The following is a 21500-nucleotide window of genomic DNA, read 5'->3' on the forward strand; positions in this document are numbered from 1 at the left end:
ATGACTGAACAGCCCGGCACCGCCGACACCACGCCCCTGAACGACCTCGAAGAGAAGCTCGCCCAGGGCGGACAGCCCGAGGCCAGCCCGGTGGACGTTATCCTGTCGTTCCTCAACAGCGAGGTCTACGTTGTCAGCACCGAGGGCATCGAAGGAGAGGACTCCCAGGTGGAGCCCCTTGTGCTGGCCAATGCCGACGGCGACCCCGTCCTGGCGGTCTTCTCCCACCCCAGCAGGGTAGATGAGCAGTACCTGGCCGCGGCCCCGAATATCCTCGGAACCCAGGGCGCGGCCATCATCGCCAACATCGGGGAGGAACTGGGAATGGTCATCAACCCCGGCGCTGCATTCGGCTTCGAGATCAACCCCGAGGGTGTGGCCAACATCAAGCGCGACTTCAAGCGGGCCGATGAGCTCCCGGACGGCGCCCCGGCGGATCCCAGCGCCAACTGACATGTTCCCGCTCCGTTTATAACCGACGGCAGTGCGGGTGAATAATGGCAGGATGCGGCTAGGCGTCCTCGATATCGGGTCCAACACTGTCCACCTCCTTTTGGTCGACGCCCACCCTGGCGCGCGCCCCGTACCTTTTGCTTCGCACAAGCGGCCGCTCTCCCTGGTCCAGTACCTGGATGCCGATGGCAACATCACCGATGCCGGGCAGCACGAACTGACCGAGTTTGTTCTGGAAGCCTGGGAGTTTGCGGCCAAGCACAAGGCCGAGGACCTGCTGGCCTTTTGTACGTCGGCCATCCGCGAAGCCACCAACGGCCCGGAAGTACTGGCCCGGGTCAAGCACGAAACCACCGTGACCCTGGAGGAGCTGACGGGCAGTGAAGAGGCGTCCATGACGTTCTTCGCTGTCCGCCGCTGGTACGGCTGGGGAGCCGGACCAATCCTGAACCTGGACATCGGCGGTGGCTCCTTCGAAATGGCCTTCGGTCAGGACGAGCTGCCGGAGATGGCCACCTCCGTACCCTTGGGGGCCAGCAGGCTTACGCGGGATTGGCTGGCTGAGGATCCGCCGTCGGCCAAGAGCGTGAAGGAACTGCGCCGGTACATCCGTGCAACCCTCAAGCCCGCGGTCCGCCAGTTCGACGGACTGGGGCGTGCCAACCTCGTCGCGGGGACATCCAAGACCTTCCGGTCACTGGCCAGGATTGCCGGTGCGGCGCCCAGCATCGCCGGCCCCTACGTCAAACGCGAACTCAACGGGACGGACCTCGGCGTCTGGGCGCAGCGCATCTCGGCCATGAAAACCGAGGACCGGCTGCACCTGCCTGGCGTCTCCGAGGCCCGGGCCAACCAGTTGCTCGCCGGGGCGCTCGTGGCGGAGGCCGCGCTGGAACTGTTCAAATTCAAGAAGATTCGGATCTGCCCGTGGGCCTTGCGTGAAGGCCTGATCCTGCGGCGGCTGGACCAGCTGGTGTTTGCCGGGCCGCTGGAGCCGGCTCCGCACGTCAGCGCGCCCCAGGTAGGCGCCCCGTACATCGGGGATCCGCAGGCAGCTGTGCCCCTCTGAGTGTGCTTTTGCGCCCCAATCGAAAAGACTTCCGGCTCGAACGCCCCTTAACGCGAAAGCACCGGCGCCCGCAGCAGGAAAATGGGGGAAAACCTGCTGCGGACCACCGGTGCCTCGGGCAAACATCCCCATGCTTGCCGCATCACTCGCACCCTCAATGAGGTAATAACTACGTTAGAGCGCCAACTTGTGAAGTTCCTGCGCCGAACATGGGAGCCGCCTGTGAATCGCCGAGGGCGAGTTCCGCCGTCGTCCGTTCACTTGCAGTTTCGGCAGCGCAGGGTTCGAACTGCAATGATGGATCCATGAGCAACCGAATCGCATTCCTTGGCTGTGGGTCCATGAACGAAGCCATCCTGGGTGGCCTGATTGACGGCGGCGCCGACCCCGCCGACATCGTGGCAACAGTCCGGCGGGCTGAACGGGCGGCCGAACTGGCGGCCCGCCACCATGGAATCACCGCCATCGCGGGCGAAGAGGAACCGGAGAACAACAAGCAGGCTGCGAAGAGGTCCGACGTCGTCATCCTGGGAACCAAGCCGGTGGGCATCGCGGACCTCGCACGGGAGATCAGCGGATCGCTGTCGCCACAGACCATCGTGATCAGCGTGGCAGCCGGCGTATCCCTGGCGCAGCTGGAAGCGGCGCTGCCGGCGGGGCAGCCGGTCATCCGGACCATGCCCAACGTTCCTGCCAAGTTGGGGCGCGGTGTGGTGTCGGTGTCCGCGGGAACCAATTGTTCACCAGAGCAGCTCCAGCTGGCTAAGGAGATCCTCAAACCGGCCGGCACCGTTGTAGAGGTGCCCGAGGAACAGGTGGATGCATTGTCGGCGATCAGCGGCTCCGGCCCTGCGTATGCTTTCTACCTGGCCGAAGCCATGGCCGCTGCCGGGGTGGAGCTGGGCCTGGATCCGGAGCTGTCCTTGCTGCTGGCCCGGGAGACCGTGGCAGGCGCCGGTTTCATGCTGGCCGAGCCTGGCGCTGATCCCTCAGCCCTGCGTAAGTCTGTGACCAGCCCCAACGGCACCACCGAACGTGCCATTGCCACTTTTGACGAGCGCGGCATACCGGAAATCATCGCCGCCGGTGCCCGCGCCGCCGCGGACCGCGCCGCGGAGATCACCAAACAACTCAGCTAGTCCCCACCCGCGCAGGGTTCCCTGGCCGAGCTTGCGAGGATAGGGAACGGTTGGGGATTACGGCCGCGCCGCGAACCGTTCCAGCAGGTCCACGTGGCCGGACACGATCAGCATGTCGCGGGCGGAAACCTTGGTCTCAGGCCGGGCATAGGTGAAGTCCTCGCCCGGTGACTTCACGCCAACGATCGTGACCCCGTATTTGGACCGGACCTTGGACTCATCCAGGGTGAAGCCGACGGTTTCGCGCGGCGGGTACATCTTGACGATGGCGAAGTCGTCGTCGAACTCGATGAAGTCCAGCATCCGGCCGGAGACCAGGTGTGCGGCGCGGACGCCGGCGTCAGCCTCGGGGTAGATCACGTGGTTGGCGCCGATCCTGGTGAGGATCTTGCCGTGCGACGGGGTGATCGCCTTGACCCATAGGTGTTCGATGCCCAGGTCCACCAGGTTCACCGTGATCAGCACCGAGGACTCGATGGACGTCCCTACACCCACCACGGCCGAGCTGAACTCCTGCGCGCCGAGCTGGCGCAGTGCATCAATGTTGGTGGCATCGGCTTCCACCACGTGCGTCAGGAGCGGCGCCCATTTCTGGACCAGGGTGCGGTCCCGTTCGATGGCCAGCACTTCGCGGCCCTGCTTGACCAGCTGCTCCGCCGTGGAGGAGCCGAAGCGGCCCAGGCCGATCACCAGGACCGGGGCGTTGTGGGCGGGCCGGTTGGGCGCGCCTGAGGAATTAGCCAATGATGGGCCTCTCTTCCGGGTAGTGGTACAGCTGGCTGCGCTGGCGCAGGGCCAGGCCAGCTGCAAGCGTAACGGTGCCTACGCGGCCTGCGAACATCAGGGCAGTCAGGACATAAACGCCCGACGGCGGCAGCTCGGCACTGAGGTTGGTGCTTAGTCCCACGGTGGCGAAGGCTGAAATGGTTTCGAAGAGCACACGGTCCAGGGACGCCCCGCTGATCTGCAGGAGCAGGAACGCGGAGACGGACACCAGGGTTGCGCCCGCCACGATCACCGAGATGGCCACCCGCATGGTGCCTTGGGGGATGGTTCGGCCGTAGACCTTGACGTCGGCGTCGCCGCGGGCCTCAGCAATGATGGCAAGGAACATCACGGCGATCGTGGTGACTTTGATGCCGCCCGCCGTGGAGGCCGAGCCGCCGCCGGCGAACATCAGCGCGTCCGTCAGCAGCATGGTGGTGGACTCCATGTGGTTCTGGTCCACGAGGTTGAAGCCGCCGGACCTGGTCATGACGGAAGCGAACAGCGCGTGCGTGATCTTGTCGCCGAGGTCCATGTGGCCGATGGTCCGGGCGTTGTCCCACTCCATCAGACCCCATAGAACGGTCCCGGCCGCGAGCAGGATGAAGGAGACCTGGATGGTCAGCTTGGTGTGCAGGTTCCATTTCTTCCAGTTGAGCCCGTTCTGCTGCAGGACCATTACCACGGGGAACCCCAGGCTGCCCAGGAAAACGCCGAGCATGAGGGGGACCAGGATCCACAGATCGGTCTCGTAGGGCACGATCCCGTCCGAATGCGGGGTGAAGCCGGCGTTGTTGAACGATGAGATGGCATAGAAGATGCCGTGCCACACCGACTGCCAGAACGGCTCGCCGAGTGTCATGAACCGGGGAATCAGCGCCAGGGCCAGGACCCCCTCGATCACCACCGAGGTGGTGATGACGATCCGCAGCAGCGTACCTACCTCGCCGAGGCGGCCGGCGTTGTTCATGGCTTCCTGGGCGATCAGCTTGCCGCGCACACCCAGTTTCTTGCTGACCATCAGGGCCAGCAGCGAGGCGAGGGTCAGTGTTCCCAGGCCGCCCACGAAGACGCCTACCAGGATGACCAGTTGGCCGAAGAACGACCAGTGCACCGCAGTCGAAACAACCGTCAGGCCGGTGACGCAGACGGCTGACACTGCCGTGAACATGGCCTGGTGCAACGGGGTGGCCGCACCGGCGGCTGAGGAGATGGGCAGTGACAGGAGGAACGTGAAGACCAGGCAGACAGCGGCGAACGCGCTCAGGGCAAGCCGGGCAGGGGAGGTGTTGGCGATGTCGTCAATGAAGTCGCGCAGCTGGGTGAAGATCCAGAGGCCTTCGCGCTCCGGTGCGGCGGGGTGCCAGCTGGCCGGGTTCCGGGGCCTCGACTGGCGTTGCGTCATGGGTGGCTTTTCCTCGGTTGAAACTGTTTCCTCCAGTAGTAAACCACTAAAGGTCGCGTAATGGCCGGGCTGGAGGGGCGGCATGCTCAGGTAGCCTGTGATTGATGACATACCTGCCCGGTCTCAGCCAGCCCGCGCCGCCAACGACGGTGGTGTGGAATTCCGCCATGACCGCCTACAATTTTGGCCCGGGGCACCCCATGGCGCCTGAACGGATGGACCTGACCGCCCGCCTGGCGCGGAGCCTGGGCCTGCTGGACCTCCCGCATGTTTCGGTGGCGGCCCCGGAGGTGGCGTCCGACGCCGAGCTGGAGACCGTGCACGCACCGGACTTCGTGGCGGCGGTGCACAAGGTCAGTGACGATCCATCCTCGCCGGACGAATCCCGGGGACTGGGCACCGAGGACGATCCCGCCTTTGCGGGCATGCACGAGGCCGCGGCGCGTTTGGCGGGCGGCTCGCTGCTCGCGGCCACGGCAATCCTGGACGGATCCTCGCTTCACGCGGTGAACTTCGGTGGCGGCCTGCACCACGCCGCCCGCGACCGGGCGAGCGGCTTCTGCATCTATAACGACTCAGCCCTTGCCGTCCAAAGACTGCTCGACGGCGGCATCCGGCGCGTGGCATATATCGACGTCGATGCCCACCATGGTGACGGGACGGAAAGCATCTTCTGGGACGACCCCCGGGTGCTCACCATCTCGCTTCACGAAAGCGGACTCACGCTGTTCCCGGGAACCGGCTTCGCGAACGAGGTCGGCGGCCCGCAAGCGGAAGGGAGCGCCGTCAACGTTGCGCTGCCCTCAGGCACCGGAGACGCCGGTTGGCTGCGGGCGTTCCATGCCGTTGTGCCACAACTGGTGGGAGCCTTCGAACCCGAAGTGATCGTAAGCCAGCACGGTTGCGATTCGCACCGCACGGATCCGCTGACCCACCTCAACCTCAGCGTGGACGGCCAGCGCGAGGCCGCGACCGCCGTCGGAAATCTCGCCGCACGCTACTGCGGCAACCGCTGGATCGCCACCGGCGGCGGCGGGTACAACGTCACGGATGTGGTGCCCCGGTCCTGGAGCCACCTGATCGCCATCGCAGCCGGCCGTCCGGTACCGCTGCGGACGCCCGTGCCGGAGGACTGGCGCACGTATGTTGATGAGAAGTTCGGCGCGGCAACGCCGGGACTCATGGGTGATGACGTGGAAGTCTGGTGGCGTTCCTGGGAAGTGGGCTTCGACCCCAACGACGCCGTGGACCGCTCGGTCATGGCCACCCGCAAGGCCGTTTTCCCGCTGCACGGCCTGGACCCCTGGTTCGACTGACGCCGGCTTTGGTCAGGTAGTTGGCTTCTCCGTCTGGAAAACCACGCCGGCGGCGCCGATCAGCCAGCCGAGCAGCGACAGCGCGAATGCCCCGATCAGGTCCGTGGACGCCGTTCCCTTGATCAGCCAGAGCAACAGGACCAGCAGTCCCACCGCGAGGTAGACCACTACGGCTGCGACGATCCGTCCGGAGAGTCGGGCCGTGACTTCGGACGGATTGAAGCCCATGGCGCCGCCGGGAGCCCCGGGTCCCGAAGGCCGTCGGGCTTCCTGCTCGCGCTCGTCGCGGCGGACTTCGGCGATGGTGAACCCCAGCGCCGACGCCGTCAGCGAACTCAGCGACGTGGCCAGCACTCCGGCCGCCGTGACCAGCGCTCCATTCAGGGGCGGTGCCACGGTCCTGCCGTCCGGTACCCAGAACCCGACGCGCAGTAAAACGGAGCCCCAAACCGCCACAAAGAGGCCCAGAAAAACAAACGCGATGATGTTGAACAGCTGCTGGCGAAGGAAATCCATAGCCACCCACTCCTCATCCCTGAGCGGATGCCCCTGTTTGGTCCGGGGCAACCGTGGAACCGTTCTAGCACCACGCGGGAACTTGGGCAATGGCGTTCGGATACGGGCCGAAATAGTTGATGCCTTCCGGCGTATATGTCGCTAGGGTGGGAGGCATGGTGACAGACGACGTATTTGCCGTCATTGCGGAAGCAACCCGGCGCGACATCCTCGTATCCTTGCGTGCCGGGGATAAGGCCGTAGGGGAGTTGGTGGAGGAACTGGACGCGAGCCAGCCCACTATTTCGAAGCACCTGAAGGTCCTCCGTGAGGCCCAGCTCGTCAGCATGCGCGCGCAGGGCCAGAAGCGTTACTACGCGCTGAACCCAAAGCCCCTGGAGGGGATCGTCAGCTGGCTGGAAACGTTCAACGTCGGTCCGGCAGCCGCCGCTTCAAAATCGCCTGAGGCGCCCGCTTCGGAAGCCGGCAAACAGCATGCCGCCGCTACACCGGTGCCGGACAATGAAGCCGTGGCGGCTGTCCTGGCGCGCGAGGACGCCGAGCTGAGCCCCGCCGTCGTCATTCCGGGCGGTACTGCAGCCCCGCTCAGCGACGACACCGTCCCGCAGCAGATCGGCCGGACCGTGGGCCGCGCCGCCACCAAGGCCGCCGACCTGCTGGCGAACCTGCCGAACCTCCCGAAGTTCGGCCGCAAAAAGTAGCCCCTAATTACCCCGTTGGGCGGGCGGGCTACTTGTTGAGCAGGCGCACGTGGTCAGGGGTCAGCTCCGAGATCTTGCTGACACCCAGCAGGGCCATGGTGCGGGCCATGTCCTTCTCCAGGATCTGGAGGGCACGGTCCACGCCGGTCCGGCCGCCGGCCATCAGGCCGTAAAGGTAGGCCCGGCCGATCAACGTGAAGTCCGCGCCCAGGGCCAGGGCCGCGATGATGTCCGCGCCGCTCATGATGCCGGTGTCCAGCATGATGGCCGCATCCGAGTTGTCCTTCGTGAAAGCTTCCTTCACGCCGGGCAGCAGGTGGAACGGGATGGGCGCGCGGTCCAGCTGGCGGCCGCCGTGGTTGGAGAGCACTACGCCGTCGGCGCCGTGGTCCACCACCTTGCGGGCGTCCTCCACGGTCTGGATGCCCTTGACCACGAGCTTGCCCTTCCAGGTCTCACGCAGCCAGTCCAGGTCCTCGAATGTCAGGGTGGGGTCGAACATCGAGTTGATGAGGTCCGCCACAGTGCCGGTGTAGCGGGACAGTGAGGCGAAGGTCAGCGGCTCATGCGTGAGGAAGTTGAACCACCAGGCGGGGCGGTAGGACGCGTCCAGGACCGTCTTGATCGTCAGGGCCGGCGGGATGGTCATGCCGTTGCGTACGTCGCGCAGGCGGGCGCCGGCGACGGCGGTATCCACGGTGACCATGAGGGTGTCGTTGCCCGCCTTGGCGGCGCGCTCGATCAGTTCCAGCGAGCGGTCACGGTCCGTCCACAGGTACAGCTGGAACCAGTTGCGGCCGTTCGGGGCGGCGGCGGCCACATCCTCGATGGAGGCGGTGCCCATGGTGGAAAGAGTGTAGGGGATACCTGCGGCTTCTGCTGCCTGGGAGCCCGCGTATTCGCCTTCGGACTGCATCATGCGGGTGAACCCGGTGGGGGCGATGCCTACCGGAAGCCGGGAGGACTTGCCCAGGATTTCAGTGCCCAGGTCGATCTGGGAGACGTTCCGCAGGATGCCGGGCCGGAACTCGATGTCCAGGAAAGCTTCGCGGGCGCGGCGCAGGGTGATCTCGGCTTCGGCGGCACCGTCGGTGTAGTCGAACGGCGCCTGCGGGGTGCGGCGTTTGGCGATATCGCGCAGTTCCCAGATGGTGCTGGCGCGCTTGAGCCGGGCTTCCTTGCTGAACTCGGGCTTCTTGAACTGCATCAGCGGCGCCAGGTCCGAGTATTTCGGAATGCGGCGCTTCAGTGCTGCCGGTACAGCCGACGGTGCTGCGGGACGAGGTGTGGATGCAGCCGGGGTATCGGTGGCGTCCGGGGCGGGGGTGGTCTCGGGATTGTTCGGCTGGATCGTGTGGGTCATGGCTTCCTCCGTTGGTGGGCCGGACAGCTCGCGGACATGCATTGATGGTCACGCTCGTGTGGTCTAACCACACTCTAGGGCATGTGGTCCAACCACATCAAGTAGGATGGCGGTATGCGTACCCACCAGCTTGTCCTGCACTGGATCGAGGGCCAGCTCTCCGAAGGCAAACTGGCCGTGGGCGGACGGCTGCCCGCCGAACGGACCCTCGCAGAGCAGTTGCAGGTCTCCCGCACCTCAGTGCGCGAGGCGATCCGCATTCTCGAGGCCATGGGGGTAGTCCGGGCCGGCGTCGGTTCCGGTCCGGAGGCCGGCACCGTGGTGATCTCGGATCCGACGGCGGCACTCGGCTCGGCCCTTCGGCTTCACGTGGCCACGCAGCACCTGCCGGTATCCGACATTGTCCAGACGCGTGTCTTGCTGGAATCCTGGGCTGCATCACATGCCCACCCCGACTCTCCGGAGCTCACCGGGGCGGCCCGTCTCCTGGAGGAAATGGATGTCGACGGGATGGCCGTGGATGACTTCCTCGCCCTGGACGTCCGCTTCCACCTTGCCCTGGCCGACGCCGCAGGTAACGCAGTGGTCAGTGCCATGATGGGTTCCCTGCGCGAATCCATTACTGGCTACGCGTCACAGCTCACGGGCAACCTGCCTGACTGGGATGCCACTGCGAAGCGGCTGCGGACGGAGCACCGCGAAATCCTGGAGGCCATCCGGAATAACGACGGCGAACGGGCGGCCAAGCTTGTGGCTGCCCATATCGAGGGCTACTACCGCGAAGCCGGCGTCAGGCGCTCCTGAAACTGCCTCAGCCGTGCGCTGCGGTGCGTGGAGCTTTGGCCGGCCCGCTGCTGGCCCGGATTTCAAGCCGTGGCTGGTAGCGGCTGCCCGGCGCGTCGTTTTCTTCCTTGCGGATGAGCGCACGCATCTGCTGCCAGGCGTGCTGGCCAAGCTCGGTGATGGGCACGGCGGCGGTGGTGAGGGTGGGCGTGGTGTACCGGGCGAACGGGATGTCGTCGAAGCCCGTGACCGAGATGTCGCCGGGCACGTCCACTCCGCGCTCGTGGAGTCCGCTCATCAGGCCCATGGCAACGAGGTCGTTGAACGCCAGAATGCCCGTGGCGCCGCTGTCCAGCACGGCGTCAACTGCTCCGTGCCCGGTATCGAAGTCGGAGCCGCCTTCGAGCATCAGGACCTCCACCTGGGGATGGGCGGCCTTAAAGGCTTCCAGGCCCTGGAGCCTGAGCCCGTTGGATGCGCTGCGCGGCGGACCCGCAAGGAACGCCAGGCGCGTATGGCCGAGTTCCACAAGGTGCCCTGCGAGGTCCTGGACCCCCTGCCCGTAGTCCACCACCAGGCTGGGAACGCCTGAGGCGGCCGTAGTCCTGTTGATCAGCACCAGTGGGTGCAGCGAAGGCACTAGCTCCTCCAGTTCGGCGTCGCTCATGCGCGGCGCGCACAGCACCAGGCCGTCACACCGACGTCGGGCCTCTCCGGCCAGGATTGCTTCCTCGCTGGAGACTTCGAAGGAATCAGCGATCAGGACGCGGTATCCGTCCTGTGCCGCGGCTCGGCTGAGCCCGCGCAGGATGGCCTGGAAGGTGGGGTTGGCGAGGTCCGGGACCACAATGCCAATGGTGTCCGTCTTTCCCAGGGCAAGACTGCGGCCGACCGGGTTCGGCTGGTACTTCAGTTCCGCTGCCGCGGCCCGCACGCGGGCTGCAATCTCCGGGTCGACGGTGAAGTTGCCGTTCATCACCCGCGAAACCGTGGCATGCGAAACGCCGGCCTTGACGGCAACATCCGCGATGCCGATCCTGCCGGTTGCCGATCTCCTGACCATGGTCTGCCTTTCGTAGGTCCCTCGGCCATTCTGCCGCCCGAGGGCTGGCGATGTTTCCGGCAGATGGCGGTGTCGTGAGAAAAAGCATATAACGCCTTCGGAAAGCGATTTCTATGCTGAGCCGGACGATCCGGAAAACCCGCGGAGATGCCGAACGGGGCAGCCACCTAGAAAACGCTTTCCCACAGGGAGGATAATGGTTGACGTGAGCAGGTTGCTCTTGATACAAATCATATAACGCTTCTGAGAAAACGCTTTCTCAGTACTGTCCAGCAACCGGCACATTGCGTCACACGAACGGCCGTCCTCCGGCCGGGTATTAAGCCTTTGAAAGGGACCCTCATGGTCAACACAGCCGAATCGAGTTCTGCTACCGCCGCTCCGCTGACCGGCACCGCCGCCGTTGGCGCCCAGGAATCACTCGCCCGTGAGCCACTTGCCCAGGAGCCCGGTGCGGGAACCAAGGCGCGCATTGCCCTGATCGGTACCGGTGGCCGCTCCGAGATGTATATCCGCGCGATCTTTGGCAAGCACTCTGACACCGCGGAACTCGTAGCGTTCTCCGACGTCAACCCCGGCCGGGTGGAGTTCTACCAGAAGCTCATCCAGGAACTCGGGGCCCCGGGGCCGGTTGCCTCGTTCGACCCCGCGGGGCTGAGCGCTTTCATCCAGGCCAACAACATTGACCGGGTTGTGGTGACCACGCCGGACTACACCCACGCGGACTACATCGTGGAGGCCCTCGAGGCGGGCGCCGACGTCGTCGTCGAAAAGCCACTGACCATCGACGCCGAAGGCTGCCGCCGCATCACCAAAGCCGTGGAAGAGACGGGCCGCAACGTGGTGGTCACGTTCAACTACCGTTACTCACCGCGCAACAGCGCCCTGAAGGAGATCATCCAGAGCGGCGTGATCGGCAAGGTCACCTCCATTGACTTCAGCTGGGTCCTGGACACGGTCCACGGAGCGGACTACTTCCGCCGCTGGCACCGCGAGAAGAAGAATTCCGGCGGCCTGCTGATCCACAAGGCATCGCACCACTTCGACCTCGTTAACTGGTGGATCAATGACGTGCCCGAGCGCGTGTTCGCCTCCGGCGGGCTGAAGTTCTACGGCGACAAGAACGCCGCGGAGCGCGGCTTGGGTCCCCGTCCGGAGCGTGGAACGCCCGACGTCGACAGCCCCGGCTTCGGGGACAAAACAGTCGAAAAGGATCCGTTTGCGCTGGACCTGCGCGACGATGAGCGCCTCAAGGCACTCTTCCTCGACAACGAGCACTACGACGGCTACCGCCGCGACCAGGACGTCTTCACCGGCGGCATCACCATCGAGGACAACCTGGCACTGGTGGTGGAGTACCAGGGCGGGCCACGGCTGAGCTACTCCCTGAACGCCCACAGCCCGTGGGAAGGCTACCGCGTTGCCGTCAACGGCACCGAAGGCCGGGCCGAACTCGAAGTAGTGGAGCGCGCCGCCGTACTCAGCAGCACCGACAAGAAGACCGTGGTTGACCCCAGCGCCACCCCTGTCGAGGAAGAGGACGCCATCCGGCGCAACGGTGAACGCCTGGTGGTCCAGCGCCACTGGGAAGCTGCCTACGAGGTGCCCATTGTCAACGGTGAAGGCGGCCACGGCGGCGGCGACGAGCTCCTCCTTTCAGACCTTTTCAACGGTCCCGGCGAGGACCCGCTGGGCCGTCCCTCCGGCTACCTTGACGGCCTCCGCTCCGTCTCCGTCGGCATCGCCGGCAACCGGTCACTGGAGTCTTCCCTTCCCGTCCGCATCGAGGACCTGGATCTCGGCGCCGACCTCCGCCGCGGCGCCTAGTCCGCTGCCCTGAAATCCTCAAGGAAACGATCATGAGCAGGATCTTTGTCACCGGCGGCTCCGGCCGGCTGGGACGCAGCGTGGTGGCCGGGCTGGCGCAAGCCGGGTACGAGGTCATCTCCGTGGACCGCGACGCCATCCCGTTGGACCAGCTGCCGGCCGGCGTCGTACAGGCAACCGGCGACCTCCTGGTCCCGGGAGAGGCCTTGCGCCTCCTGAAGGAAACCAAGCCCGACGCCGTCATCCACCTCGCGGCGATCGCCGTGCCGTTCAGTGCCCCGGAAGAGGTCATCTTCGCCACCAATACCCGGTTGGCGTTCGCAGTGATCAGCGCCGCCACGGAACTTGGTATCGGCAAGATCATCACGGCCAGCAGCCCCACCGCGCTGGGTTACGGCTGCCCGGCGGGCTGGCTGCCGGACAGTTTCCCGTTGGATGAGCGCACCACGCCCAAGCCGTGGAACGCGTACGCGCTGTCCAAGCTGATCGCCGAGCAGACCGTTCAGATGTTCGCCGCGGCCCAGGGGGAGAAGATCCGCTATGCCGCGTTCCGGCCCTGCTACGTAATCTCCCCGGAGGAGTGGGAAGGTGCGCCCACGCAGCAGGGCCATACCGTGGCCGAGCGCCTGGCGGACCCTGCCCTGTCGGCTCCGGCACTGTTCAACTACGTGGACGCCCGCGACGTCGCCGACTTCCTGGACGTGCTCCTGCAGAAGATGGACTCCATCCCGAACGGGGAAACCTTCTTCGTCGGAGCAGCTGACGCCCTCGCAACGGCGCCACTGGCAGAGCTGATGCCGCGCTTCCTGCCCGGAAGCGAAGCCCTGGCCGCCGGCCTGACCGGCACCAGCCCCGCCTTCTCCATCACCAAAGCCCGCGACCTGCTCGGCTGGGAACCCCAACGCAGCTGGCGGACCGAACTGAAAACCACCACCAACCTCAACGACGAGACAGCCGCCTCGCTGGTCACAGCCGGAGCCGGATCCAAGGAGACACCATGAAACTCGACGGCGTATTGTTTTTTCCCGTCACCCCGTTCACGCCGGAAGGTTTTATCGATGTGGAGCTCCTCAAGGAGCACATCGGCTCGCGGCTTCCCTTCGGGCCCGGCGGCGTTTTTCCCGCTTGCGGGACCGGTGAATTCCATGCCTTGAGCATCGATGAGGTGCGCACCGTGGTGACTGCCGCCGTCGAAGTTGTGGCAGGGAAGGTGCCGGTGGTCGCCGGAGCCGGCGGACCGCTGGGCCACGCCCTGGCCGCTGCCCGCGTGGCGGAGGAAGCCGGTGCCGACGCACTCCTGGTCCTGCCGCCGTACCTTGTCACCGGCCCCACCGACGGCCTGGTGGCGTACATCGAAGCAATTGCTGACGCCAGCAGCCTGCCAGTGATCGTCTACCACCGCGGCAACGCCAAGTTCACTGCTGCCTCCATGGCACACCTCGCAGCCAACCCTAAGGTGATCGGCTTCAAGGACGGCTTGGGAGACGTGGGCCTGGCCCAGGAGATCGTCTCCGCGGTCCGCGCCACCGGACGCGAGGACTTCGCCTTCTTCAACGGCCTGCTGACCGCCGAACTGACCCAGGGCGCTTACCGTGGCCTGGGCATCCCGCTCTACTCTTCGGCCGCGTTCGCCATGGCACCGGAGATCGCCAAGGCGTACTACGACGCCTACATGTCCGGTGACGAGGAGCGCCGCAACGCCCTTCTCGAGGGTTTCTACGCTCCACTGGTGCGGCTCCGTGACCAGACCCCGGGTTTCGGCGTCTCGCTGATCAAGGCGGGCCTGCGCCTGGGCGGCCTGGCTGTTGGGGGCGTCCGCCCGCCGCTGGTGGACCCCACCGAGGAGCAACTGGTCCAGCTGAAGTCCATCCTGGCCAAGGGCTACGAGCTGGCCGGCCGCTGATGAGCGCGCCCGCCGTCGAAAGCGTCCGGACCGCACCGCTCATCACCGGTCTGTCCACGCGGCTCCTGACCGTCCCGCTGCGCCGCAGCTGGGGAGTGGAAGCCCCGGAAAACCACGTGATCGTTACGGAAATCCAGACGGACGACGGCGGTGCGGGGCATGGTTTTTCCTGGACGCCCACCATTGGCCCGCAGGCCGTCAAAGCACTCCTCGACTACGACATCGCACCTTTCGTGACAGGTCTGCCCGCCAACCCCGAGACGGTGTGGGACGCACTGTGGAAGCGGCTGCATGAGGCCGGCGGCGGGGGACTGACCACCATCGCGATGGCCGGCGTCGACCTTGCCCTCTGGGACCTCCAGGCCCGCCGCGCACAGACCTCAGTCACCGGGCTTCTGGGCCAGCGGCAGGAGTCCGCGGAGGTGTACGGCTCCGGGGTGAACCTGCACTACACGCTGGAGGAGCTGGTGGCCCAGGCCGAACGCTGGGTCGCGGCCGGACACCGGGCCGTCAAGATCAAGGTGGGCAAACCCGATATCTGTGAGGACGCCGAACGCGTGGCCGCGGTCCGGACCGTGCTCGGTCCGGACCGCAAGCTCATGATTGACGCCAACCAGCGCTGGGACCTGCCCACAACCTTCAAAGCGTTGGACGTCCTCGCGGAGTTCGGCCTGGAATGGCTCGAGGAACCCATCCGCGCGGACGACCTCTGGGCCTACCGGAGGCTGCGGAAGCACTCGCCCGTCCCCATTGCCCTCGGCGAAAACCTGCACACCATCTACCGGTTCCGCGATTTCATTGAGGCGGAAGCGGTGGACATCATCCAGCCCAACATCATCCGGGTTGGTGGCATCACACCGTTCCGCCGGATCGTGGAACTGGCCCGGACCAACAGCATCCGCGTGATGCCCCACCTGCTGCCGGAACTTTCCGGCCAGCTGGCCCTCACCCTGGCGGAGCCCACGCTGGTGGAAGACGTGGAGGATGCTTCCTTCGAACGGCTGGGCATCCTGGCGGGGCCCTCACCGGTCCGCTTCAGCAACAGCCGCCTGACCCTGACGGATCAGCCGGGCCTTGGCTTCCGCTTCAAGGACACGCCCTCGCCCTGATGCAGATCCTATGACCGCCGATACGACACTTCCCGACGAAATACAGGTACCCCAGTGACTACTGCAACCCTTTCACTTTCCGAACTCACCGCTGCCGCCGCCCGGGCAGCCTCTGTCGCCGCTGCGGCGACGGACAAGGAGCGGGCAGGCTGGCTCAACGCCGTCGCCGACGCGGTTGACGCCAACGTGGCCGAACTGGTGGAGATCGCCGACTCGGAGACCCGGCTCGGCACGGTCCGGCTCACCGGCGAGGTGGCCCGCACGTCCGGACAACTTCGGCTTTTCGCCCGCGTGATCACCGAAGGCTCCTATCTTGAGGCGATCATTGACCATGCGGACCCGTCCGCCACCCCGCCCAAGCCGGACCTGCGCCGAATCCTGCGCCCCATCGGTCCGGTGGCCGTCTTCTCAGCCTCCAACTTTCCGTTCGCGTTCTCCGTTGCCGGCGGCGACACCGCTTCCGCCCTGGCCGTGGGTTGCCCGGTCATCGTCAAGGCCCACTCGGGGCACCTGAAGCTTTCCGAGCGGACGGCCGAGGTGGTCACGGAAGCCCTGCGTTCCGCCGGTGCCCCGGATGGCCTGTTCGCCCTGGTCAGCGGCCGAGAGGTGGGCACCGCGCTGGTGCAGGATCCCGCCATCAAGGCGGTGGGCTTCACGGGCTCCATCCCGGGTGGCCGGGCGCTCTTTGACCTCGCCGTCTCCAGGCCCGATCCCATCCCCTTCTACGGCGAGCTTGGCAGCCTGAACCCGGTGGTCATCACCGCTGCGGCGCTGGCCGAGCGCTCCAGCCAGCTCGCGGCGGGCCTCGCATCCTCGTTCACCATGGGTGCCGGCCAATTCTGCACCAAGCCGGGCCTGGTGTTCATTCCGTCGGGTTCGGGCTTCGCCGCAGAACTCGCAGAGGCCAGCAAGGACAAGCCGACGGCGGCCATGCTCACCACCCGCATCTCCGACGCCTACCCGGATGGCCTGCGCAGCGTGGCCTCGCTGCCCGACGTGACCATCGTCAGCGGCACAGCAGACCAGGACGCCACCCGCGACGGCGCCGCACCAGTGGTCTTCTCCACCTCCGCCGCCAACGTCCTGGAGCGCCCGGACGAACTGCTGGAGGAATGCTTCGGCCCCACCACGCTGCTGATCGAATACGCGAGCCAGGAAGAGCTGTCCGCTGTCCTGGCCAAGGTTCCCGGCAGCCTGACCGCCACGGTCCACGCCCAGCCGGGCGAGGATGTCGCAGAACTCGTGGAGCAGCTGTCCGGCCTCGCTGGCCGTGTCCTTTTCGACGGCTGGCCCACCGGGGTCGCAGTGAACTGGGCCCAGCAGCACGGCGGCCCGTACCCCGCCACCACATCGCTTTTCACCTCGGTAGGCGCGACGGCGGTCCGTCGTTTCCAGCGGCCCGTGGCCTACCAGGATGCTCCGGAAACGGTCCTGCACCCGGCGCTCCGCGAAAGCAACCCGCTGGGAATTCCGCGCCGCGTGGACGGTGAGCTGGTTCTTCCGTAAGAACGCTCTCGCAGATAACGTCGGTTTAAACGAAACGCTCTCTCCGTTGTGAACTGCTCCCCGGAAGTTGGACTGAGAAATTCAGTTCCGACTTCCGGGGAGCAGTTCTATGTGAGAGAGCGTTTTGCCTAGAGCTGCAGCGTGAGGGGGCGCTTGAGCCCGTTGACGGTGGTGGTGGGCCAGCGGTCATCAACGGTCAGGACCTTCATCCCCGACTCGGTGAGCTGGACCGTATCCTCGATCTTCACACCGGGCCCTGACGGGTTCCAGGTGAACGGCTGGTTGAGCACCACGGCGTCGGTGGCGGCGGCGGTGACGCGCGGGTCCCGCCCGGCATAGCCGGCCGGTCCGCCCTGGTGGTGCTGCTCCCACTGCTCCGAGCCGAAGCCGTGGCGGAAGTACGAGGCCTTAATCTCTCCGAAGATGCGGTCAAGCCGGGTGCCGGGGACGGTCGCGTCAAAGATGTCCGCCTCAACGGCAGCGATCCGGGACTCGGCGTCGAGCTCCGCGGGCGTGCCGCCGTCGAACCTTACCCAGCGGGTGATGTTGGCAACCAAGCCATCCCGTCGTGCGCACACCACTGCCATGGCCCGGCGGCCAAGCGGCGCGTGGGTAGCTAGCGGGTGGCGGAAATCGCTTCGCGAACTGCCGTTGCACAAGAGGACCAGCGGCTCCGCGCCGGCGGCCACCACACGGCCGGCGAGGGCGGACGCGAGCTCGAATTCAGTGGTTTCCGGCCGGGCGGTGGACAGCACGTCAGTCATGATGCCCGCCAGTTCCGCGCTGAGGTGGGCGTAGCGGGCGCTCTCGCCGGGGAGCAGCTGCTGCCGGGCAGCCCTCAGCTCGGTAGCCACCGCTGCCTCGGCGAGCGGAGTGCCCGCGCTGCTGCCAGCAGAACGTCCGACGGCGGCAGCGGCCTCGTGCAGGTTCCCGTACCAGGGGACGGTGTGTAGGGAAACTCCCGCCGGGAGTTCCTCGGCAGCTATGCGTCCGGCCTCATTGTTGAACGTGACCAGGTGGTCGCCTGCGCGGTCCACCAGCAGGGCGGCGATGGGATCTCCCGCCAGGCTGATATGCACGCGGCTGCCATCGAGGTACCAGGTCAGCGCGGTGTGGGTGGTCAGCAGGAGCGAGTCCTGGCCCTTCGCGTCGAGGATATCCAGCACGCGCCGTCGTTTGACCTCGCGGTCGGCTGTGGAGGCGGGTGCTGTCCGTTTGCCGGCGGGCGGCGAATGGTGTGGCGCGGGTGTGGCGGTGGTCTGGCTCATGAATTGTCCCCCTGCGTTTTGATCAATGTCTCAATGTCTTCCGTGCCCAAAATTCCGTCGGCGATGAACACGGTGACGCTGCGGCGCACCGGCGTGCCGGGCTGGGCAATCACCGGGGCGTCCCAGGCCAGTGACTGGCCAACACCCGGATAGCCGTCCACCCGGACAAACCACGGATCCGTGGAATCCGCCGCGGCGACGAACACGAGAGTGGCGGTACCGCCGCCCGCAGGTTCGGCCAGCGTGCCGCCGTCGTCAGTTCCCGAACTGAACCTGCCGGACCAGGCGAGCCACGGCGTGACGCTTCCGTGCACGGCGGCCTCACCGGTGCCCGATGGCGTCCAGACCGTTGCCCCGGAGCATTCCGGAAGGCGCCAGAAGAACCCGCCGTAGCCGCCCTGGTGGCGGCCGTTGGAGCCGGGGCTGCCCAGGCTCACCGGGTTATCGCCCGCGGGGGAGAGCGCAAAGTCGAGGCTGAGCTGCCAGGCGGAGGAGCCTGCCAAGGCCCACGTCCAGGTGCGCTGCTCGGTCAGGACGGGAGCGCCGTCGGGCCCGTTCCAGGACAGGGATTCGGCCAGCCGGCCGCCCGCCGGGGACTGTTCGACGGCGGTTCCGCCTTGCGTCTGGTCCGTGCGGACGATGGTGCCATGGTCCGGCCGCCAGACGTATTCGCCGGCTGCCCGGGTGTAGGTACGGCCGCCCCAGAAGTTGACGCCGTCCACGTCCTGCAAAGCCACGCCCACACCCAGGTGCCACACATGGTCCAGCGGCTGATGATCGGTGACGACGGTCCCGCTGAGGGTGCGGACCGGGTGGAGGTAGGGGCGGGGCGAGGAAACGGCGCGGATGTGGCTGCCGTCCTGGTACTCGGCCACAGGCCCACCGGCGAGGTCGAAGGTCTGCACCGGAGGCACACTGCGGGCCCAGGGGACGCCGAGTTCGGCGAACGTCGCCTGGGCCTTGGCCGCGCGCTCGATGAGTTCAGGGATGCCGGTTACTACGGGGTGTGCGTCCTCGCCGGCGCCTTCCCACGTGAGATGCGCGGCGGGAATCTCCTGCGGGTCGGGAGCCGTGCGGATGGCTTCGAGCACGGACGTGAAAGCACCGGTGTCCGGCAGGCTGCACAGCAGGGGAGCGCCGGTGCTGCGGGCATCGAGCAGGTTCTCCAGCAGGTCAGTCCGCCCGAAGGTCTCGCGGCGCTCGCCGGCTGCCGTGGTGGTGACTACCTCGTCCTCCGTGTAGAAGAACATGATGTCCCCCTGAGTGCCGTGGACCGTTACGGAAGGGTTCTGCTGCTCCGGGGCGCAGAGCGTCAGGCCGCACAGCAGGGTCTGCCCGGCCGCGGTGCGGACGCGGATCACGGAGGTGTCGTCGCTCTGGGTGTCATTGGCCCGGTAAAGGTCAGTCTCCACTGATGCGACGTCGGCAACGGTATGCGCGCCGGCCAGATGCAGCCCGGTTGCTACGGCATGCGCCAGGGCATTTGTGGCCACGCCGTCCACAACGTCGGTGCCATCGAGGCTGCGTTTCCCGGCCCAGCGGGACCGCTGGAAGTAGCCCTTGGTCCGCAGCCACATGCCCTGGGCGCTCAAACCGAGGACATCCCCGATCTCGCCGGAAGCGATCGACTCGCGGATCGCGGGCAGGGCCAGGGACCCCAGGCTCTGGAAGCCCACTTGGACCAGCTTTCCCGACGCATTGGCCGCATCCAAAACCTCCTGGAATTGCGCCATGGAAGCGACGGGGGGCTTTTCCACGTATACGTCCGCGCCTGCCGCCAGTGCAGTCAACGCCAGTGGAGCGTGGGTCTGGATCGGCGTGGCCAGGATGACCACATCCGGGGCCGTTCCCGACGCCAGCAACTGCTCCAGGGTGGTGAAGACCGCCACGGAAGCCCCCAGTGTCCCCTCCTGCGGCGGATGCGGATCAGCCACTGCCACCAGTTCGACGGCGTCGGCCGCCTCCAGCCGGGCCAGGTTGGCCAGGTGCCGCTCACCAAAGCCATGGACGCCCACCAGGGCTATCCGCGGACGGTCAGTTGGAGCTGAGTCGGTGCCGGGTTTCGCGGCAGAGTGCGGCGTTGTAGTGCCAGGTGCCGCGAAGGCGGATTGTTGAGTCATCGATGGTCCTCGGTGCCGATGGGAGTGGAAAGGGTTAGATGGTGCTGGGTGGCGGGGCTTTCGGCGCCTAGAGTTCTGGCTAAGTACCTGATGGCTTCATTCTGCATCCCGGCGGTGAAGACGTGACCGCCCGGCCAGAAACTTCCTGTGTAGGCGCCGGGCGGGTGCAGTGACTCCAGTATTAGGTGGGCCTCGCGCATGCCGCTTTCGGGGAAAAGCTGGTCCGTCAGGGCAAACTGCACCAGGAAACCCTCCGCTTCGGATCTTGCGGTGAGTTCCGGCCAGTCGCCCAGTTTCCAGAGCCCCGGCGTCTGGAGCAGCCAGGAGTGGGCGTCCAGGTAGGCGGGCAGGAGTGACTCGAACGTGGCCATCATGCAGGTCACCACGTAGTTCTTGATCCGCGGGCTCAGCGCAGCCAGCGCGAGCGACCGGCCGCCGCCGCCGGAGAAGCCAATGCAGCCCAGCCGCTCCGGATCAACCCCAGGCAGGGAGGCCAGGATCTCCAGTGCCGCGAGGTCGTCATGGGCAACCATTCCTGCCAGGCTGGTGCCCAGCAGGCCAGCGGCCTTGGCCACGGTGTCTTCATGGATGCCTGCGGCGGCGTTGTACAGGTCCGCATCGGTTGGTACGACGCCGTCCTCCCGCCATTGCGACTTCCTCGCGTCCAGCGCTGCGGCCGTTCGCCACGGCGGTACGGAGAGGTCGAACCGGCGGCTGCCCCACGCAAACGTGTCATGGGCCAGCACGGCAAAGCCGGCGCGGGCCACCTCCGTAGCCAGTGCCTGGCCGTCGTAGTGGCCCGCCCGCGCCGCCGCGGCGGAAGGATGGGACTGCGGAAGTTCCACCAGCCGGTCCGCTCCGCCGAACTTGTTTCCGCCGTGGCAATGCAGGGCGAGCACACCCGGCAGGGCACCGGAAGCCCCGTCCGGGCGCACGAGCCAGCCCGTACTGCGGGGGCCGAAGCCCAACTGCCAGCTGAGCTGGGAGGTGGTGACGCCGTCGTACGTTTCCTCCCAGTGGACGGTGACATCGGCCGGAGGGGCGGCGGCGGGGACGCCCAGGGCATCCGCGAGCTCCTGGGCTTCCGGGGTGGCGGCCTGGTGGCGGGGCTGGTGCCGGACATAGCCGGGCCAGTCCTCATAGCCCCCAATGGCGCTGGGCCGCGTGGGCTCCTCTGGTGTAGTCACTGGCCTG

General features: G+C 66.6%; 19 protein-coding genes. 11 read left to right on the forward strand and 8 right to left on the reverse strand.

The genetic code is table 11. The features are described from left to right. The 3 genes from V9L18_RS04630 to proC all read left to right on the forward strand — a co-directional run bounded on the left by V9L18_RS04630 (position 1) and on the right by proC (position 2661). Positions 1-453, forward strand: coding sequence for an SseB family protein (locus tag V9L18_RS04630; protein WP_337346000.1), 453 nt, complete (start codon positions 1-3; stop codon positions 451-453). Positions 454-505: 52 nt separating this feature from the next. Then, on the forward strand, positions 506-1522 hold the full coding sequence (locus V9L18_RS04635) for a Ppx/GppA phosphatase family protein (RefSeq protein ID WP_337346001.1): 1017 nt from the start codon (positions 506-508) through the stop codon (positions 1520-1522). A 305-nt stretch (positions 1523-1827) separates the two neighbouring features. Next, entirely contained in the window at positions 1828-2661 is an 834-nt protein-coding gene (proC, locus tag V9L18_RS04640) for a pyrroline-5-carboxylate reductase (RefSeq protein ID WP_337346002.1), read from the forward strand. A 57-nt stretch (positions 2662-2718) separates the two neighbouring features. Here the strand turns inward: proC and V9L18_RS04645 are convergent, their stop codons facing one another. Both V9L18_RS04645 and V9L18_RS04650 read right to left on the reverse strand, forming a co-directional pair. Next, positions 2719-3405, reverse strand: a complete 687-nt coding sequence (locus V9L18_RS04645; RefSeq protein ID WP_131135094.1) for a potassium channel family protein — start codon at positions 3403-3405, stop codon at positions 2719-2721. Then, positions 3398-4831 (reverse strand): TrkH family potassium uptake protein, encoded by a 1434-nt coding sequence (locus V9L18_RS04650; protein ID WP_337346003.1) that lies wholly within the window; start codon positions 4829-4831, stop codon positions 3398-3400. Before V9L18_RS04650 ends, V9L18_RS04645 begins: the two co-directional genes overlap by 8 nt. Before the next feature lie 104 nt (positions 4832-4935). Here V9L18_RS04650 and V9L18_RS04655 point away from each other — a divergent pair, with 104 nt between their 5' ends. Beyond that, positions 4936-6147 (forward strand): acetoin utilization protein AcuC, encoded by a 1212-nt coding sequence (locus V9L18_RS04655; protein WP_337346004.1) that lies wholly within the window; start codon positions 4936-4938, stop codon positions 6145-6147. Positions 6148-6159: 12 nt separating this feature from the next. Here V9L18_RS04655 and V9L18_RS04660 read toward each other — a convergent pair whose 3' ends face one another. Next, positions 6160-6663 carry a hypothetical protein gene (locus V9L18_RS04660; protein WP_337346005.1) on the reverse strand — a complete coding sequence of 168 codons (504 nt, stop codon included), beginning with the start codon at positions 6661-6663 and terminating at the stop codon, positions 6160-6162. 155 nt (positions 6664-6818) lie between these two features. On the opposite strand from V9L18_RS04660, the gene V9L18_RS04665 reads away from it, so the two are divergent. Then, positions 6819-7364, forward strand: a complete 546-nt coding sequence (locus tag V9L18_RS04665) for an ArsR/SmtB family transcription factor (protein ID WP_337346006.1) — start codon at positions 6819-6821, stop codon at positions 7362-7364. Positions 7365-7392: 28 nt separating this feature from the next. On the opposite strand, the gene V9L18_RS04670 is transcribed toward V9L18_RS04665, so the two are convergent. Continuing rightward, positions 7393-8727 (reverse strand): alpha-hydroxy acid oxidase, encoded by a 1335-nt coding sequence (locus V9L18_RS04670; RefSeq protein WP_337346007.1) that lies wholly within the window; start codon positions 8725-8727, stop codon positions 7393-7395. Positions 8728-8841: 114 nt separating this feature from the next. On the opposite strand from V9L18_RS04670, the gene V9L18_RS04675 reads away from it, so the two are divergent. Next, positions 8842-9531, forward strand: a complete 690-nt coding sequence (locus tag V9L18_RS04675) for a FadR/GntR family transcriptional regulator (protein ID WP_337346008.1) — start codon at positions 8842-8844, stop codon at positions 9529-9531. Positions 9532-9538: 7 nt separating this feature from the next. Here V9L18_RS04675 and V9L18_RS04680 read toward each other — a convergent pair whose 3' ends face one another. Next, positions 9539-10573 (reverse strand): LacI family DNA-binding transcriptional regulator, encoded by a 1035-nt coding sequence (locus tag V9L18_RS04680; protein ID WP_337346009.1) that lies wholly within the window; start codon positions 10571-10573, stop codon positions 9539-9541. A gap of 342 nt (positions 10574-10915) precedes the next feature. Between V9L18_RS04680 and V9L18_RS04685 the strand changes: the two genes are divergently transcribed. The 5 genes from V9L18_RS04685 to V9L18_RS04705 are packed head-to-tail and all read left to right on the forward strand — an operon-like array spanning position 10916 to position 16918. Further along, a complete protein-coding gene (locus V9L18_RS04685) occupies positions 10916-12400 on the forward strand; it encodes a Gfo/Idh/MocA family oxidoreductase (protein ID WP_337346010.1) in 1485 nt (494 codons plus the stop codon). 32 nt (positions 12401-12432) lie between these two features. Next, complete coding sequence (locus tag V9L18_RS04690; protein ID WP_337346011.1) at positions 12433-13401, forward strand: NAD-dependent epimerase/dehydratase family protein; 969 nt, start codon at positions 12433-12435, stop codon at positions 13399-13401. Further along, positions 13398-14303, forward strand: a complete 906-nt coding sequence (locus V9L18_RS04695; protein WP_337346012.1) for a 5-dehydro-4-deoxyglucarate dehydratase — start codon at positions 13398-13400, stop codon at positions 14301-14303. The genes V9L18_RS04690 and V9L18_RS04695 overlap by 4 nt, the downstream gene beginning before the upstream one ends. Continuing rightward, complete coding sequence (locus tag V9L18_RS04700) at positions 14303-15412, forward strand: mandelate racemase/muconate lactonizing enzyme family protein (RefSeq protein WP_337346013.1); 1110 nt, start codon at positions 14303-14305, stop codon at positions 15410-15412. The genes V9L18_RS04695 and V9L18_RS04700 overlap by 1 nt, the downstream gene beginning before the upstream one ends. 54 nt (positions 15413-15466) lie before the next feature. Then, positions 15467-16918: an aldehyde dehydrogenase (NADP(+)) gene (locus tag V9L18_RS04705; RefSeq protein WP_337346014.1), complete on the forward strand. Its 1452-nt coding sequence runs from the start codon at positions 15467-15469 to the stop codon at positions 16916-16918. Positions 16919-17046: 128 nt separating this feature from the next. Here the strand turns inward: V9L18_RS04705 and V9L18_RS04710 are convergent, their stop codons facing one another. From V9L18_RS04710 to V9L18_RS04720, 3 genes are read right to left on the reverse strand one after another with little or no spacing between them, the layout of a single operon-like run. Next, positions 17047-18186 (reverse strand): M24 family metallopeptidase, encoded by a 1140-nt coding sequence (locus tag V9L18_RS04710; RefSeq protein WP_337346015.1) that lies wholly within the window; start codon positions 18184-18186, stop codon positions 17047-17049. Beyond that, positions 18183-20306, reverse strand: a complete 2124-nt coding sequence (locus tag V9L18_RS04715; RefSeq protein ID WP_337346016.1) for a DUF6807 family protein — start codon at positions 20304-20306, stop codon at positions 18183-18185. The genes V9L18_RS04710 and V9L18_RS04715 overlap by 4 nt, the downstream gene beginning before the upstream one ends. Then, the gene (locus tag V9L18_RS04720; protein WP_337346017.1) at positions 20303-21493 is read right to left on the reverse strand and encodes an acetylxylan esterase; all 1191 of its coding nucleotides are present in this window, start codon (positions 21491-21493) and stop codon (positions 20303-20305) included. The genes V9L18_RS04715 and V9L18_RS04720 overlap by 4 nt, the downstream gene beginning before the upstream one ends. Positions 21494-21500: the final 7 nt, after the last annotated feature.

Source organism: Pseudarthrobacter sp. CCNWLW217 (assembly GCF_037203985.1).
Lineage (GTDB): Bacteria > Actinomycetota > Actinomycetes > Actinomycetales > Micrococcaceae > Arthrobacter.

Excerpts from the sequence above, each read along its gene's own strand:
- V9L18_RS04630 (WP_337346000.1), top strand. The coding sequence starts at position 1 with ATGACTGAACAGCCCGGCACCGCCGACACCACGCCCCTGAACGACCTC.
- proC (WP_337346002.1), top strand. The coding sequence starts at position 1,828 with ATGAGCAACCGAATCGCATTCCTTGGCTGTGGGTCCATGAACGAAGCC.
- V9L18_RS04680 (WP_337346009.1), bottom strand. The coding sequence starts at position 10,573 with ATGGTCAGGAGATCGGCAACCGGCAGGATCGGCATCGCGGATGTTGCC.
- V9L18_RS04690 (WP_337346011.1), top strand. The coding sequence starts at position 12,433 with ATGAGCAGGATCTTTGTCACCGGCGGCTCCGGCCGGCTGGGACGCAGC.
- V9L18_RS04665 (WP_337346006.1), top strand. The coding sequence starts at position 6,819 with ATGGTGACAGACGACGTATTTGCCGTCATTGCGGAAGCAACCCGGCGC.
- V9L18_RS04685 (WP_337346010.1), top strand. The coding sequence starts at position 10,916 with ATGGTCAACACAGCCGAATCGAGTTCTGCTACCGCCGCTCCGCTGACC.
- V9L18_RS04695 (WP_337346012.1), top strand. The coding sequence starts at position 13,398 with ATGAAACTCGACGGCGTATTGTTTTTTCCCGTCACCCCGTTCACGCCG.
- V9L18_RS04655 (WP_337346004.1), top strand. The coding sequence starts at position 4,936 with ATGACATACCTGCCCGGTCTCAGCCAGCCCGCGCCGCCAACGACGGTG.
- V9L18_RS04660 (WP_337346005.1), bottom strand. The coding sequence starts at position 6,663 with ATGGATTTCCTTCGCCAGCAGCTGTTCAACATCATCGCGTTTGTTTTT.
- V9L18_RS04675 (WP_337346008.1), top strand. The coding sequence starts at position 8,842 with ATGCGTACCCACCAGCTTGTCCTGCACTGGATCGAGGGCCAGCTCTCC.
- V9L18_RS04710 (WP_337346015.1), bottom strand. The coding sequence starts at position 18,186 with ATGAGCCAGACCACCGCCACACCCGCGCCACACCATTCGCCGCCCGCC.
- V9L18_RS04670 (WP_337346007.1), bottom strand. The coding sequence starts at position 8,727 with ATGACCCACACGATCCAGCCGAACAATCCCGAGACCACCCCCGCCCCG.
- V9L18_RS04635 (WP_337346001.1), top strand. The coding sequence starts at position 506 with ATGCGGCTAGGCGTCCTCGATATCGGGTCCAACACTGTCCACCTCCTT.
- V9L18_RS04700 (WP_337346013.1), top strand. The coding sequence starts at position 14,303 with ATGAGCGCGCCCGCCGTCGAAAGCGTCCGGACCGCACCGCTCATCACC.
- V9L18_RS04715 (WP_337346016.1), bottom strand. The coding sequence starts at position 20,306 with ATGACTCAACAATCCGCCTTCGCGGCACCTGGCACTACAACGCCGCAC.
- V9L18_RS04650 (WP_337346003.1), bottom strand. The coding sequence starts at position 4,831 with ATGACGCAACGCCAGTCGAGGCCCCGGAACCCGGCCAGCTGGCACCCC.